This window comes from Providencia stuartii (assembly GCF_029277985.1).
In the GTDB taxonomy this organism is placed as follows: Bacteria; Pseudomonadota; Gammaproteobacteria; order Enterobacterales; family Enterobacteriaceae; genus Providencia; species Providencia zhejiangensis.
Genome location: NZ_CP119546.1, coordinates 2,303,689 through 2,320,697, shown reverse-complemented (window position 1 = coordinate 2,320,697; position 17,009 = coordinate 2,303,689). Strand labels below are relative to the sequence as shown.

Sequence of the window (17,009 nt, the reverse complement as noted above, 5' to 3'; positions counted from 1 at the left end):
TTTCTTCGCGAATGGCTCGGCTTTAATGCACTGTATAACGCATTAACTAGTGACAAGTTGATACATTGGGCGATAGTGTTATATCGCTCAAATAATTTGAAGCTAGAAGGTGATTTATTGACTTTCTAAAGAGGCAAGAAATACGCGTAAAATTTGATTTAACGACGCCTGTTCTTCGGGGCTTAAACCTTCCACTAGCCTTGCTTGATTGGCAACATGTTTTTCAATTGCTTGATCGATGAGAGCTAATCCACTGTCAGTTAATGAAACCAAAAAACCACGCCCATCTTCAGGATTAGGGTGGCGTGCGACTAACCCAATTTTTTCTAGCTGATCGATTCGATTTGTCATTGTCCCTGACGTAACCATGAGAGTAGCAAGCATATCACCAGGGGATAGGGTATAAGGACTTCCTGCTCGACGTAAGGTTGCTAGCACATCAAAGCTTGAACGATTAAGGCCAAATTGCGCAAATACTTTTTCCATTTCACGAGTGAGATGGAAAACGATATTGCTTAAACGACCTATCAAGCCCATCGAACTAATATCTAAATCGGGACGTTGATTGGCCCATTGTTGAGTGATTTTATCTATGCGATCCATAGGTGAATTATGTCAATAATTTATCTTGACGTCAAGGTAAGTTAAAACTATCTTGATATCAAGATAAATTAACCGAGTTTGATAATGAATCGTTATTCCATTTTATTGCTAACTGCATTAGCACCTATTGTTTGGGGAAGTACTTATTTAATTACTACGGAAATGCTACCCGCTGGATTTCCGCTAACTTTAGCGGTATTAAGAGCGTTACCTGCGGGTTTATTATTATTGATTTGGCTGCGTAAGCTGCCACAAGGCGTATGGTGGCTACGGGTTATTGTATTGGGGATCTTAAACTTTTCGTTATTTTGGTGGTTGTTGTTTGTTTCAGCGTACCGTTTACCTGGTGGTGTTGCTGCAACGGTGGGGGCTGTACAACCGTTAATTGTATTGTTTTTAAGCTATTGGTTGTTGAAAAGTCAACTCTCAGTACTATCAATAGTCGCTTCATTGACAGGTATTTCAGGGGTTGCAATATTGCTATTAACTCCAAGTGCAGCGCTGGACTTTACAGGTATCATTGCAGGATTTGCTGGCGCTTTTTCGATGGCAGCGGGTACCGTACTTAGTCGACGTTGGCAGCCACCGGTGACACCATTAACTTTTACTGCTTGGCAATTAACAGCAGGTGGAGTGGTATTATTACCGTTTGCTTTATGGTTAGAGCCTGCATTACCTTCACTCACCGTCATGAATATGCTTGGGATCAGCTATCTAACTTTGATTGGTGGTGCATTAACTTATGCATTATGGTTTAGAGGACTTGCATTATTGGGGCCGAGTTCGGTCGCTTCTTTAGGTTTTTTGAGCCCAGTGAGTGCAGTTGTATTAGGCTGGATAGTATTAGAACAGCACCTAAGTTTATTACAATTTGTTGGTATGGTGGTGATATTAGTTAGTGTTTGGGGGAGTCAACAGTCAGAAAAACGATTAGCGCAACGGAAATTACAACAAGCCGTATAATTAAGCGACTAATTAATAAAAATAACTATAAATTTATAATATAAGAAAAGGGCAAGTCGTATCCGGACGCTTTGCCCTTTAGTTTGTTTACTGCTGGTGGCGCGAATGTCAGTAGCTTTGTTGAATAACTCTTCCGCTTGCCAAAATGGCTTTCAAGGATTGAGGGGGTAAATCGTTAAAGGCTTGTTTAGAAAAATTGGCCATAATGACGGTTCCATCACTAAAAGTTGTCTTTTGTACCCATCCTTCATTATCGAGCCATTGGAAGCCCACCATCTTTTTGTCCCATAAAACCTCGTGCAATGGACGATAAACTTCATTTGACCTGAGTATGTCAGGGAGCCGTTTTTGGATTGTATTACGACTTAAATTATATAGAGGTGCTGTATTATATAATTGGCTGAGTAGTTCCCGAGTTGTTTGTACCTCTGGGAATTTCAGATTATCGAAAGTCCAGTGATGAGTGCTAATGATAGTATCATGAAATACAGCTTGATATAGCGGGAGCCGCCAGCGAGGATCAAATTCAACCGTTAAATAAGGTTGTTTTAATTTTGCTTTTTTGAAGAATGTTGCGGGCTCACTTTCAGGCCACCATGCACCTAAATAGTAAGGCGAATTTTTATCTTTATGGATGCTCTGATCTCCCCAACCAAATCCCCAAGTTTCCATTCCATGAGCAAACATTAAATGTTTGGCTGTTAAGGCATTACCATCTTCAGACCCGAGAGGGATCCTAAGGTTTTTTTCAATCCATTCTAGACGTGTATTACGTGCCTGAGCCATTTGTTGCGCGCTCGTTCTATTCTCTGGATGATAGTCATTCGTCACCATCGCAGTACCATCAACATCTAGGAAGAGGCTATTAGTGTGTGATAATTCAAGGATATTTTTGATTCTATTTTTTGAGTAATTCAGCATACAGCCTGGATTAAGGTAATAGCCTTGACCTCCAAACCCCGGTAGTTTTTGACCATTTTTTTGCACAATGGCACATTTTTTACGTAACTCGGAGGGAATCTGAGCGGTAAGCCATTGGTCATTCACTCCAGCAGGGATCCCTGTGTCATAGGAGTCATAACTGCCGATTAAATAACCTAGTTCTAATGTCTGATCGACGGCTTGAGGCTGATAAAAGGTGACAGCCCAATTATCAACACCTAACCAAATTCTATCTAATCCTCTAATATTTAGCTGGTTAATTAGAGGAATGGATAACCCTTGTCCCCAATTTTGACTAGCGGTTAACCATGGACCTAATTGCAGAGCAGCGAAACGTTTAATTTTTTGAGCTTGCATTTGCTGATGTTGTAAAAATTCCGCATCGTAAGGGGCTTTAGAATTAGGAATAATGCGTTGAAAAGCATTGTTTAAAGCATTGGTTAAATAAGGCCGCTGCCATTCTTCTGGGGGAGCAAGTGTGATTTTTTTGAAGGCGATTTGTGCATCCTTTTCAAGAGCTTGCCAAATACGTTTGCCGCTGGAAGATTGCAAATATTGGCTTAGCCCTTGCCAATCTTTAATATCCTGTTGATCAAGTAATCCTTTACCCCAAACATAAATATGGGTAGCACCAATTAATTTATAACCATCATGTATATAGGTAAATTTTTCTCGTAGTGTTTTTATTTCACCGATGGATTCTAAATATTGCCGATACGCAAGCGCTCCATCAATAGGAGAATTACCAACCGAAAGAATAACGTCAAAAGGTTGCTCAAGATTAAATTGGTCGAAAATATGACCAGAAGACATGTGTAGTTGTTTAGATTGTGTTGAAAAATTAATTTTATTATTAAATGGATTTATTAATAGCCAGCTATATACTCGATTTTGTTGTTGGCTCCATAAAGGAAGTTTTAGGTCATAATTGGTATCAATACCATTTTGTTCCTTTAATAAATATTGTTGCCATATAATATTGTCAGTTGGAATATGGCTACCTTCACCCAGTGGCATATATAACGCAGAGATGTCCTTAGGTGATTGATACCAAAAAAATGTTTGAACTTGACTAGTTGTAAAACGTAAACGAAGTTGCTGACCTTCAAGTCTAGCAGAAACGTTCATTTGCCTGTCTGGCCAATACCAACTGGCTTTATCGTCAGTTGCTTTGATTTTTTGGGTTGTACGCTGTTGAATTCCCTTATTAATAACTTCATTTTCATGGGCGATTTTTAGCGTTTCAGGTTCTATAGTAATAGAAAAATCATTATTTTTGAGTGTTAAACCATGAGAAATTGAACTAATAAATAATAGCGTTATGGCGAGTTTACAATGGTATTTTTTCATGCAGTAAGAAACCCGTGTTTATAATATATTGGTACTGTGGTAAATAAAATCTTAACCTGCACATAAAAAAAACAAAAACAGATTTAATGATGGGTTAAAGTTCGAATTAATCGTATTAAACAAAATATACTTTTCTACAAAACTATTTTTCGTTGAATAATTACTGTTACATAAAATGTTAATGTGTTCTATTAATATTAGGCGTAATATTCGGGATTATCGCGGCAAATGTGTGCCCGTGGCATAATTGATCCATCAAAGTCGTACTCATTGCTGTTCCATCGGTAGAAAAATAGAAAGCAGACCATCCCTTTATGATTTTTTTTCTATTTTTCTTATCATCCAATCAAATTAGCAAGGGGTCGGCAACTTGACACATCTTCAGACTTTGAGCAATATCCATAGGACCACGATAAAGAGGGGCACCTAAGGCTGAAAAATGTGCTATCGCTTGTGCAAAATCGCTGACATGCCAATATAAGAGAGTCCTTTTTGCCTGCGCTGATTTTGCTATCCGTTTGCACTGTTTCGATAGAAAAATCATCTAGATGTAATAAAGTGAAATCAAACTCAGGTAAATATTCTGTAATGGTATTCGAAAAAGCGTTTTGGAACTAAGCCAATCCTTCACTGACATTCGGAACATGAATTAAAGTTGCAGTAGAGCTAGTGATTCGCGCCATAAAGTTATTTAAGAAAAAGCGATGAGTGATTTAGATTTCAATTAGATATGTAGGGATAATATTTGGAGAGACTAAAAAGTAATCAAATGTTATTTTTTAGCCAGTAAAGTCACCTCGAATATTGTCGTATTTCGCTCAAGAATTTACAACTCATTCTAATTTAACCTGGGGCCAATATGCTATTTTCTAATGAAGAAAACACACTACCCATTGCCGAGGATGCTTTTTTATTAAAAGGCTTTTTATTAGGAAATGGTGAGGCGCTATTGTTGGCATTAAATCAGGTCGTAGAACAATCGCCTTTTCGTTTTATGGTGACACCTGGGGGGCATAGTATGTCAGTTGCTATGACAAATTGTGGTCCATGGGGATGGGTCACTGATGGACAAGGTTACCGTTATCAAATGAGTGACCCTGTCACAAAAGAAGCTTGGCCAACTATGCCCGCTATTTTTATGACTTTGGCTCAAGAAGCCGCTGAGATGGCCGGTTTCCCTAATTTTTTACCGGATGCTTGCTTAATCAATCGTTATTCTATTGGGGCAAAGTTATCTTTGCATCAAGATAAAGATGAAACTGATTTTTCGCAGCCCATTGTTTCTTTCTCCTTAGGACTACCTGCAATATTTGATTTTGGCGGTAAAACCCGAGAGGCGCCCAAAAAAGCATTATTATTGGAACATGGTGACGTTGTCGTTTGGGGAGGAAAGTCGCGATTAAATTACCATGGTGTACGTAGTATCAAAGCGGGGAGTCACCCTGTTTTAGGCGAATATCGTATTAATATCACTTTTCGCCGCTGCCAGTAAAAATGAGTTAATAGATTATTTTTCCATTATGTATAGGTTGGTGATATTTCAATACAGATGGTTAATTCCTTCAACTGTAGCAGCCTGTTGTTCATTGGAGGTAAATAAACAGAAAAATACCCTTAATATTATTAGGTAAATTATACGCCATCATTTTATGCATAAATTTATGTTGTCATAATTTAAAAAACTACCCAATAAAGGTTAAACAGTATTTAAAACAGGTATGCAACGTAGACTATTGAAGATAGCCCATTATCAGAATATAAATAGTGATTCAAAAAATACTAACAAAAATAACACTGGGAATAATAATGTACAGTTTTCAAAATGATTATAATGAAATAGCACATCCGTCAGTCATGAATACGCTGAATAACTTAGTTGGAAAGCGTTTTGATGGCTATGGTACTGATCAATATACTCAACAAATAGCAGATAAGATTAAGTTGAGAATCGGATGTCCTGATGCGGATATACATTTTTTTAATGGTGGGACCATTACCAACTTAACCGCAATTTCGCATGCATTACGTCCACATCAAGCCGCAATTGCCGTAGAGTCTGGACATATTGCAACTCATGAGACTGGCGCTATTGAAGCGACCGGCCATAAGGTGATTACTGTTCGCTCAGAGTCAGGTAAGCTTGAACCTCAGCATATTCAGGCGGTGTTGGCAGAACACAGTGATGAGCATGCGGTTCAACCTAAATTAGTTTATATCAGTAATTCAACTGAAATTGGAACAGTTTATCGTAAGCAAGAGCTTCAAGCACTTCGCACTGAATGTGATAAACATGGACTATTACTGTTTATGGATGGCGCACGTTTAGCCTCTGGATTGATGTCCAGCAACAGTGATTTAACGATTGAAGATATCGCCCAATTAGCGGACATGTTTTACATTGGCGGGACAAAAATAGGCGCATTTGCAGCAGAAGTATTGGTTATTTTAAACCCCACACTAAAATCAGATTTTCGTTATTCGTTAAAACAAAAAGGGGCTTTACAGGCTAAAGGTTGGTTGTTAGCTGCTCAATTTGATGCATTATTTACCGATGATTTATTTTTCCAGCTAGGTGCTTATGTGAATAATAAAGCGGCTCAGTTAGTGAAACTTTTTGAAGAAAAAGGGTTTGGGTTCCTAGCGCCACCAGAGTCTAATCAAATTTTTGTGATTCTACCCAATGAATTAGCTGAGAAGCTGATGACTCATTATGTATTGCGAAAAATTTGTGAACCTGAACATGGCCAAAGTTGTTTACGTTTATGTACATCTTGGTCAACAACACAGCAAGATGTCGACAAGTTCATTACCACATTTAAGTCACTTATTTAAGCTAAAGATGCAGAATAAAGTGACTGGATGACATTGTATAGGGGGAAGTGGCTCCGATAATGTTTGATATTATCGGGGACACTTCAATGCGGTGGTGAATTGCGTCTTTAAAGCCCCTTGTTTGTATATTAATAGATCAGTTTCTCTCGAATAAACATTCACAATTCCATTTTTCGTTGGGGTATTGAACTGATTTTCCTTTGGGAAAGGATCTTTTTTCTCGAACATTTAGAAAATTAGGTATGCGATTGAAATAGCAATGCCTCTTATCTAAAGAAGTTGGTAACATAGGCTTTGATATTGTGATTACAGGATAATGTTATGTTTATTTGGGTAGATGCAGATGCCTGTCCAAAGGTGATCAAAGAAGTATTATACCGTGCAGCTGATCGCGAAAAGGTTCAGGTAACGTTTGTTGCTAATCAACGACTAACCGTTCCTCCTTCTGCTTTTTTACGTACGTTACAAGTCGCTGCTGGTTTTGATGTGGCAGATAATGAAATAGTACGCCGTGCACAGCAGGGTGATTTAGTCGTGACTGCGGATATTCCTTTGGCTGCTGAAGTGATGGAAAAAGGCGCTATAGCACTGAATCCTAGAGGTGAGCGTTATAGTGAAGCAACCATTCGTGAGCGTTTAACTATCAGGGATTTTATGGACACAATGCGGGCGAGTGGCGTACAAACAGGAGGGCCTGCTAGTTTAAATCAGCGTGACCGTCAACAGTTTGCTAATGAGTTAGATAAATGGTTACTACACCGCAGAAAGCAGCTAGCAACTCAATAGATTCATTATCCTACCAATGTGTGTCATCTTAACAAAATCGATTTAAGATGACATAGTCTATATGTTAAATGAGTGAATACTTATCCGCGACTTCTAAAAACACATCTATCAGTGAGATCTCTTATTATTTTTTATTTCTACTGGCCTTTATGATTTGGCCTATGATGAACATATTCAATCACGGTTCCGTCAGGATGAATGGCATTAAAAGCTTTCCCTGTGGGAACGTTTTGGAGTGGAAAAATAATTTTTGCTCCTGATTGGATAAGCTTATCGTAATAAGGTTGTACATCATCCACTAATAAAGTGGTATGCGTGCTCGTAAAGGGCACTAATTTTTCATCGGGGCCTTCAATAATAAGAAAAGCACCGACCATCGCGAGACGTAATTGATGTTCAGGGAACGGAAAGAAGCCATCCATGGTGACTTTTTGCAATTGTTCATAAAAAGTGATGCTGTCTTCTAGTTCCCCTGGTGCGACAAAAACACGGGCCATCACTCGAGGTGTCGTTAAGTGTTCACTTGATGGCTGTTTACGCCATAACTGTGTTAATTTCATTATTTTTACTGCCATTTTGGACACTCTATAGGTTAAAAAATATAAGTAATTTTATAAAATATCGAGTTATTTCTGAGTCTATTTTGTTCTAATATTTATCAATAAAGTATAAAGGGTCCTAGGCTGTTTTTATTGCCGTATGAGAATGTTCAGATAATTGAAAATCTCATTAATATAAATACGCTATTCATTGATATTTACGGTAAACTTTAAAAAAATATCTAACAAGAATGTAAGGAATAACATGGAGCCTGTTTTTCAAAAACCTCGTTGGTTGCGTGATTTACTACGATTTATTCCCTTAAAAAGTCAATTCGTACTATTTGGTAATGTGCGTGACCTGCAAGCCAGTGAAATTGCCCCTAATATAGTTACGCCATTACCTTTTAATCAGGCTCTTTTTAATGGTCTTTTTGATGCAGGCTATGCGCATGTTATTACCTATACCCCCCTTATGGGATTTCAGTGGGTAACGCATCCTTCTCGCCAAGCACAAGAAGGAGACGTGTTAATGCAGCAATTAGGGTTAACAGCGTCAGGAGGGCGTGCGGCCGGAGGTATTGACCTTCTTAATCAAGTGTTAGAAAAATGGATAAATTATCAGGAACAGCCGATCGCATTATGTATTGATTTTGCGTCATGCCTGATTTCGCATCATGCCAATTTAACCCCCGCTGAACATAGCCTATTTACGCGTGCACTGGTTGTTTCCCATCAAGCGAAAGCTCGGCCTGCTGGAGAGAAAAATCAGCCCTTCTTCAATACGTTGTTTTGGATTGTGGAAAAGGAAACTGATTTACCGGATTGGTTTCTCGTTAATAATCCACGGATACGCGCGATTTCTGTTGCCAAACCGGATAGTTTAGTAAGACGCCAATTGGCACCAACATTATTGGCTTCACTGCAAGGTTTTGGGCAACTTGTTGATTCAGAAAAAGAGCGTGTCATCAATGATTTTATTGATGAAACAGAAGGGTTATTGTTGCTTGACCTTACAGCAATTATTCAACTAGCCCGTATTGAATTGGTCGAGGTCTCTCGTATCAGCGATGCAGTACGACGGTATAAAGTTGGGATAACTGAAGATCCATGGAAAAAAATTGATAAGCAAAAAATACATAATGCACCACAGGTTATTCAACGCCGAGTGAAAGGGCAGCAACACGCGATCACTCACTTATTGGATATCATTAAACGGGCTATGACGGGGGTTGCTAATCACAAAGGTGGTCGCCCACGTGGTGTTGTCTTTCTTGCAGGACCTACGGGAGTTGGTAAAACTGAGCTTGCAAAAACTGTCACTCAGCTGCTATTTGGTGATGAAAATGCGTACATCCGCTTTGATATGTCGGAATTTAGTGCTGAACATGCAGATCAGCGCCTAATAGGAGCACCTCCAGGCTATGTTGGCTATGATTCTGGCGGTGAGTTAACGAATGCCATTAGAGAAAAGCCTTTTAGCGTTGTGTTATTCGATGAAATTGAAAAAGCACACCCACGTTTGATGGATAAATTCCTCCAAATTATTGATGACGGTGTATTAACTTCGGGACGTGGCGATCGCGTTTATTTTTCTGAATCACTCATTATTTTTACCTCAAATCTTGGTATTTACCGTTTAGATGATAATGGTGAAAGAGTCGCGAATGTACAGCCGCATGAGCCATTTGAAACCGTCACGCGTAATGTCAAAAATGAAATTGAGCGTCATTTTAAATTGGTGCTTAATCGACCTGAATTGCTCAACCGAATTGGTGAAAATATCATTGTATTCGATTTTATTCGTCCTGATGTCGCCGAGCAGATATTTGAGCAAATGGTCAGTAATATTCTTTCCGGACTAGATAAACAAGCGTTGAATATCTCCATTTCTCCACAAGCGAAAGAAGGCCTAAAAAAACGTTGTTTGTCTGATTTGTCAAATGGTGGAAGGGGAATTCGCAATCAATTAGAGGCTTATTTAATTAATCCATTATCACGGGCCATATTTGATAGTGAATTGACTGCTGGAGCAAATTATCAAATAACAGATATTGAAATTGGCGAGCTGACACATATCACATTACAGCCGCAGGTCAGTTAAAGCATGAAAATCAGTCTTTCACGCCTACATTTTCCTGTTACAACCTTAGGACCTGGCCAGAGAATTGGTTTGTGGGTACAAGGTTGTTCTTTGCACTGTAAAGGATGTTTATCGCCCGATACTTGGCATCAACGTGATAATGCAATTGAGATCAGTGAGCTGATTGCACAACTTAGTCAATGGTTTCCTTTTGCGGATGGTATCACCATTTCCGGTGGTGAACCTTTCGAACAACCAAAAGCGTTGCAGCAGTTGCTGAAAGCGTTACGACAGCACTTCCAGGGAGATATTTTCGTTTATAGCGGTTATGAATGGGAGCAAATCAAGCAGCAGGTTTTAGAAATGGATGGATTGATTGATGCGCTGATGAGTGGCCCTTACCTAGAGAATGCGCCACAAACGCAAGCTCTTAGAGGAAGTGATAATCAGCAATTACACCGGCTCACCCCCCTTGGCGATGCGCGATTTGCTCAATACGACAGAGCGTTAACCGAAAATGATAAAATACTTGATTTAGCACTTGATCAGACAGGGCGTATCTTTTTAACAGGCATCCCACAGCGCCATGATATGTTGCGTTTACGAACATTACTTGAGCAACAAGAGCAGCCCCTAAAACAACTAAAGAAATAACCTAAATTGGAATAACGGATGACCATGATACGCTTTTGTCCACACTGCCACACAAAACGTCCATTAACCGAGATTTTTTGTGAAGGAGATATAAACAATCAAACTTGTGGCTGGGATCTGACTCTTGAACCTATTCATGATGAGGACTGGGAAGCTCCGATCCAAGACAAGGTTATTTCAATTGACACGGCTAAAGATAATCAAGGTATTGACTTAGCTCATGACACTCCGCCAATAAAAAATAGTGTTTGCACCAACGGCCATCCAATGGAAGAGGGTGAGCTCATTTGCTTCCAATGTGGTGCGGATATTGCTGAAGATCAACAGAGCAATATTAATCAGCCCGTGATTTTGGCTGAACGAATGATAGGTAATTGGTGTTTACAGCAGCGAATTAATGATGTCGATAGTGAACGAGAACGTTACGCTGTCACAAATAAAATAACCGGCCAAGTAGGTGTGCTCACACTCTATCAAAAGGGCGAAGAGCCTGATCCTGCTATCTATCAGGTATTAAACGTTATTCCTGTCGAACATATCCCAGTTTTTTATGAAACAGGGCGTTGGGAAAATCGAGCTTGGCATGTAACAGAAACATTAACGGGGGGATCGCTCAGTCAATTTATTCAGCGAGGTGAGTTTTGGCGACCAGATGAAATTCCACGATTGGTCGAGGAGATGGGGCAAGCGCTAGCGACATTCGCTGAACATGGCTTGCGTCATCGGGCGTTGAGACCTTCTAACTTACTGATCCGTAGTCGTGAACCATTAGATATCGTAGTGATCGAATATGGCTCGGCTAGCTTATCTGAGTTTGACCTTGATATTGTTTCACCGTTAGATATCTCACGCTATACCGCGCCTGAAACGCTTGCTGGTGGAGTTTGTGCAGCTTCTGACTGGTGGAGCTTAGGCATGATTTTGCTTGAACAACTTACGCGAGGTCAGTGTTTTGAGCATATTCATGATAACGCTTTTTTGATTCAAATTATGACCAATGGTGTAGAGCTACCCGATGATTTGGATCCTAACACTCAATTATTATTGCGAGGCTTATTAAATAGGGATCGTTTTTTGCGTTGGCAGTGGCCGCAAGTTTCTGCTTGGCTACAAGGTCGTCCGGTACAAGCGCTTGAAACAACACCTGCTCATCGTGATTTCGTATCGCATAGCTTACAGTTTGCGGGACATCAATTTAAACATCCTAATGAATTGGCCATGATGGCTGCTGAGGCGACGCATTGGGATGATGCCGTTGCGATGTTAACACGAGGGGAAATAACTTCTTGGTTAGCAAAATTTGCTGATATGGGGAACGTGCTTAGTCAGTTACAACGTTTAGTGGGTCATTCCGAGATGGAAGATAACCTTAAACTGACTTTAGCACTACGGATCCTGAATCCTAATATTCCTTTTGTTTATCAAGGAGAAATCACCACTCCAGCTTGGTTATTGACGCATCCCGCATTAGGTTATCAATTCATTAGTGAACCGTTGACTGATGAAATCCAACGTATTGACGAACAACATTGGCTAGCTCAACTTTATTACCGTCAATGCCGTATTCGACAGCGTGCGGAGCAACAAAAAATTCCTTTAAATGAGGAAAGTTTAAAACTTTATCTGTTGATAACGTCCGTCAGTCAGTTAGCTGCACGTTGGGATATTTTTCACCAACAGTTTCCGGATACTCATAACGATAGCTTAAAAGTATTGATTGGGAAGCAGAAGCTGCAAGAGGATGATTATATCCTGTTGCTAAGTGCCGATATTGGGCAATTTATCTCATTGGAAACGATAACCAATGAGGCGGCACGATTAGCTCAACAACAGGATATAAGTGATTTTGATGAGACTATTGCTAAACAACAATTAACATTACCACGCGCTGAATTATTTCAACAATTAGTCGATCGGTTAGCGGGTTTTAAGCGTATTGGCATTCTTGTGATAGACCAGTGGGTAGACACTTTTTTACTGACGCGCCGCTTACCATTACCACAAATTCTAGTCATGCTCGCTATCCCAAAAGAGCAGTGGCAAGTGCCCGAATCGCAGAAATATCTTCTTGAAGTTTTAAACTTTTTTTCGAAAAGATTAGTGTCTGTCACTCAACGGGGTAATCTAGTCCGTATGCGCTTAACTGCAAACGCGGGTCGCGTTGATTTAGTTGAATGCGCAAGTTCTACCTCGGGTGCAGATAAACTCCTTGAGCATCTGATCAATCGGAAAAGTCGTCCTATCACTGTAGGCGGTGATCTCCTGTTACAGCGCAAAGGTGTGAACAATCGTTTATGGACGTTACAGTCAGATACTCAGTTGTACCAGAGAGATACTGGTATTAATGGAATGTACTTGGGTTTTCCATTTTTATTGCTGAATACACAGCCTAATCAAATTAAACCTAGGATTGCGCCTTTATTTTTATGGCCAGTATCCATCCAATCGACGGAATTACAACGAGGTCCAATACAATTAGCTTTTGATAATGAGAGAGCGGCCGTACGCTTAAATCCAGCGTTGACCAATTTTGTTGGGATCCCTGCCATGAGTGAATGGCAGAAAGTGCTGGATAAAATTCTGTCTTTGGCTGCTTTGAGTGTGGAAGAGGTCATGACAACACTCGCCAACACCTTGCCAGCAAGAGAATTGGCACTGACACCATTACCTTCGATTACGGAGGAAGTTCCAGAAAATAGCGCGCAAATTGTGTGTTCAGCCGTACTATTTCATACCTCATTCATTGGTCAGGCGATCAGTAGTGATCTTAGATTGATCGCATCGCAATCAATTCAACAAACGGCGCTTGCCACTATGCTGAATCTTGACCATTCAGAACCTCAACAGAGCAGCCCGATAAAAACGGATGAGCAATATTTTTTATCATTACCTGACCCTTCTCAAGAGTCTGTGGTACAAGCGGCTCGACAAGGTACGGGTTTATTAATTGAAGGGCCTCCCGGAACAGGCAAAAGCCAAACAATTGTGAACTTAATCGCAGATGCGATAGGGCACCAACAAACCGTACTGGTTATTTGCCAAAAACCGGCAGCGCTGGACGTTGTGTATAAACGCTTAGTTGCCAATGGATTAACCGATCGGGTACTTTTGATCAATCAGAACCAAAAGCCTCGAGAAATTATTCAAGCGGTGAGAGAGCAAATTGAACAGTTATGGGGCAGGTTAGCCATAGCGTTACATGATGATGATTGGCGTCATCAACGTCGACAAATACAAGCCACGCTGAAGCAGCATGAGTGCCTACTTGATGATTATTATCAGGCGATGTTTAGCGAGGATGAACAGCTAAAACTTTCTTATAAGCAGGTACTATCTGAATTACTGCTGACTGAGCAAACCGATTATTTTTCATTAGACAAGGATCAAATACAGCCTTATCTCGCATCATTAGATAGGCATACCGTGATTCAGTTTGTGCATGATCTGAAAAGCCATGCTCCACGTTGGTTATCGCTCAATTACCAGAATAACCCGTTGAATTGCTTAACTACTTTCTTATCACATGACTCGCAATACCACTGTTTTAATCACTATTTTCCACAGTGGGTGGATGATGAACAACAGCGTGAAAATGTGAATGCTGTAAGTAAAAGCCAAATCAATATTCACGAGCTAACCAATCATAGAGCCGCCTTTAGTCAATGCCAAAAACAATTTTCTGCATTGACGACGGAACAATGGCACCATTTTTCACAGTGGTTAACCCTATTTTTAACTGAAAATGGTAAACAAACCGTCGGCACGATGATCATACAGCAGTTAACGCAACTGAATGATCGTTTATGTATGATTGATACTACCGCGTGTGACCCTTTGTATTTTCCACTGTTTACTCAGTTAGATCACGACAATTTAAGCGAATTATCTCGCGCTATTAGCGAAAAACGCCAAGGCTCATTACTCAAGTTTTTCAATCCTTTTTACTATGTACGTAAAAGTAAGTTAAACCAGTTTATTACTTCGAGTGGCATAGGAAAAGATGAGGGTAAACTACAGAGTCTGTTAAAAACTATCGATGTTGAACAACAATGGCGCTTATTGTATCAAGAATTACAGCCTATATATGGCCAATTAGCGATAGCGCCAACAGAATATGGGCAACAGTGGCGACATAAACTGAGTGGGCTAATTGAATTACTCAAACATGTTGAAGTCAATGCGACTATTTTGGCTGAATACCCACAACCTGAACATTTCCTTGATAGCATAAGAACTCAGCAGCATGATGGTTTTATGCAACAATGCCGTGAAGTGGAATCCGCTATCGTTAAGGCAGAAGCTCGACAAAGGAGTATTGAAACACTTAATCAACTAGCACCTACACTGAAAACAGAACATTTCCAGCAGTTTAAAGAAACGATTGAGGCAGATGGTTCATTAAGACAAATTATTGAACAATTGCAACGTGCGCTGCCAGACTTAATTCAGTTTCAATTGTTTAGAACTGAAACGGCACACTTTACGAATGCACATTGGCAGTGTTTGGCATTATTACAGCCTCAAATAAGCGAAGAGGAAATGCCACACTGGGTTGATACTCTAGCGAATACGCTGAAACACTATTTTTTCGTATTTGCTAAAAACAAAATTGAAACCCGATCACCCATTTTGAGTTTAAATCATTCTCAGCTTACTGAGCATATTACTAAGCTCTCTGAATTACAGAAGCAGTTGCAGCAATATAATAAACAAGCGCTAACACTCAATATAAATTCTTTATTATTAGCCACTCGTCGTGAATGGGAAGCGATTACCCGTCTCGCGGGGCCACGAGCAAGGCGATTACGAGAGTTTGTCAGTGAAGGATGTGAACTTGGGTTAATGCAATTACGACCAGTTTGGTTGATGACACCCGATGTTGCGAGCCAAATACTTCCTTTGAAAGCCGCGATGTTTGATACTGTTATTTATGATGAGGCATCGCAAATGCCTATTGAATTTGCTTTACCTACCTTATTTAGAGGTCGGCAAGCTATTGTCAGTGGTGATGAAAAACAGATGCCACCATCAAAATTCTTCAGTGGAAAAGTCGTCGAAGAAGATGGTGATGAGGAAGATGAAGAGCAGCAAGAACAGGTTGATGAGCAATGGAATTATCGCCAAATTAGTGATTGTCCAGATCTGCTCCATCTTGCGCGCACTGTATTGCCTATTCATTCCCTTGATATTCATTATCGCTCGGTGTATCGCGAATTAATCAATTTCTCAAATTATGCCTTTTATGAAAATAGGCTCAATATTCCTGCTCAGCACTCCAAGAGAATTATTAATGATATCAAGCCATTAATGCTATTACCGATTAATGGTACTTATGTGAATCAAAGCAATGAAGATGAAGCGAAAGCGGTTATTGACCATTTAACTGAACTGTGGAAGCGACCATTTAATGAAAGACCGTCGATAGGGGTCGTCACGTTCAATCAAAAACAAGCTCAACTGATTAATCAACATATTCGAGCGAAAATCCAACTTGATGAGCAGTTCCATCAGGCCTATATCGAAGAAAATCAACGACAAACTAACGATGAAGATATGTCGTTTTTTGTCAAAAATGTGGAAAACGTTCAAGGAGATGAACGTGATGTGATCTTATTTTCAACGACTTTTGGGCGTAACGTTCAGGGAACTTTTCGTCGTAATTTTGGGGTGTTGGGGCAAACAGGTGGCGAGCGACGATTAAATGTCGCCATTACACGCGCTCGTCAACAAGTGGTGATCATGTCATCAATGCCTATTGATGAGATCTCTGATTTACTCACGACTTACCGGAAACCTGAAATTCCTCGTGATTATTTACAAGGCTACTTAGCCTATGCCAAAAACCTGAATGATCCATTGATGCAACAAGAAAACCATAAATTGCTCAGTAGAATGTGTCATACCGCGGCAGCACAAGAAGAAACTACAATTCAATCAGATGCATTCGTTGAGTCTGTTGTCAGCTTCATTCGTTCACATGGATGGAAAATTGCCCCGCCAGAACATGTTGGTGTTTTCTATTTTGATTGCCTGATTGAAAATGAAGCAACAGGAAAATTTTTGCTAGGCGTTGAATGTGATATGCCACATCATTCACTGCTGCAACGTGCTCGAGCACGTGAGCTATGGCGAGCAGGGGTGTTGGAGCGTATTGTGCCACATAGGCATCGTGTCTCACTGACAGAATGGTATTATGCAAAAGAAGAGGCGCAACAACGATTACTTGATGCAATTCATCGTGCTTCATTAAATTAATA

At 40.0% G+C, this 17,009-nt stretch carries 10 protein-coding genes; 7 read left to right on the top strand and 3 right to left on the bottom strand.

What is annotated here, in order from left to right; translation table 11 throughout:
- Positions 1 to 114: 114 nt before the first annotated feature.
- Positions 115 to 603 carry a MarR family winged helix-turn-helix transcriptional regulator gene (locus P2E05_RS10100; RefSeq protein ID WP_154624243.1) on the bottom strand — a complete coding sequence of 163 codons (489 nt, stop codon included), beginning with the start codon at positions 601 to 603 and terminating at the stop codon, positions 115 to 117.
- A gap of 84 nt (positions 604 to 687) precedes the next feature.
- Between P2E05_RS10100 and P2E05_RS10095 the strand changes: the two genes are divergently transcribed.
- Positions 688 to 1,566: an EamA family transporter gene (locus P2E05_RS10095; protein WP_163861701.1), complete on the top strand. Its 879-nt coding sequence runs from the start codon at positions 688 to 690 to the stop codon at positions 1,564 to 1,566.
- A gap of 108 nt (positions 1,567 to 1,674) precedes the next feature.
- Here the strand turns inward: P2E05_RS10095 and P2E05_RS10090 are convergent, their stop codons facing one another.
- Positions 1,675 to 3,858: a glycoside hydrolase gene (locus P2E05_RS10090; RefSeq protein WP_272657744.1), complete on the bottom strand. Its 2,184-nt coding sequence runs from the start codon at positions 3,856 to 3,858 to the stop codon at positions 1,675 to 1,677.
- 859 nt (positions 3,859 to 4,717) lie between these two features.
- On the opposite strand from P2E05_RS10090, the gene alkB reads away from it, so the two are divergent.
- From alkB to P2E05_RS10075, 3 genes are all read left to right on the top strand, one after another.
- Positions 4,718 to 5,350, top strand: coding sequence for a DNA oxidative demethylase AlkB (gene alkB, locus P2E05_RS10085; RefSeq protein WP_154622938.1), 633 nt, complete (start codon positions 4,718 to 4,720; stop codon positions 5,348 to 5,350).
- 314 nt (positions 5,351 to 5,664) lie between these two features.
- Positions 5,665 to 6,690, top strand: coding sequence for a threonine aldolase family protein (locus P2E05_RS10080; RefSeq protein ID WP_276122735.1), 1,026 nt, complete (start codon positions 5,665 to 5,667; stop codon positions 6,688 to 6,690).
- 321 nt (positions 6,691 to 7,011) lie between these two features.
- On the top strand, positions 7,012 to 7,476 hold the full coding sequence (locus tag P2E05_RS10075; RefSeq protein ID WP_154622940.1) for a YaiI/YqxD family protein: 465 nt from the start codon (positions 7,012 to 7,014) through the stop codon (positions 7,474 to 7,476).
- 137 nt (positions 7,477 to 7,613) lie between these two features.
- Here P2E05_RS10075 and P2E05_RS10070 read toward each other — a convergent pair whose 3' ends face one another.
- Complete coding sequence (locus P2E05_RS10070; RefSeq protein WP_230086003.1) at positions 7,614 to 8,051, bottom strand: VOC family protein; 438 nt, start codon at positions 8,049 to 8,051, stop codon at positions 7,614 to 7,616.
- A gap of 229 nt (positions 8,052 to 8,280) precedes the next feature.
- Here P2E05_RS10070 and P2E05_RS10065 point away from each other — a divergent pair, with 229 nt between their 5' ends.
- The 3 genes from P2E05_RS10065 to P2E05_RS10055 are packed head-to-tail and all read left to right on the top strand — an operon-like array spanning position 8,281 to position 17,007.
- Entirely contained in the window at positions 8,281 to 10,119 is a 1,839-nt protein-coding gene (locus P2E05_RS10065) for an AAA family ATPase (protein WP_154623433.1), read from the top strand.
- Between the two features lie 3 nt (positions 10,120 to 10,122).
- Complete coding sequence (locus tag P2E05_RS10060; RefSeq protein ID WP_154623434.1) at positions 10,123 to 10,752, top strand: 4Fe-4S single cluster domain-containing protein; 630 nt, start codon at positions 10,123 to 10,125, stop codon at positions 10,750 to 10,752.
- An 18-nt stretch (positions 10,753 to 10,770) separates the two neighbouring features.
- A complete protein-coding gene (locus P2E05_RS10055; protein ID WP_276122734.1) occupies positions 10,771 to 17,007 on the top strand; it encodes an AAA domain-containing protein in 6,237 nt (2,078 codons plus the stop codon).
- Positions 17,008 to 17,009: the final 2 nt, after the last annotated feature.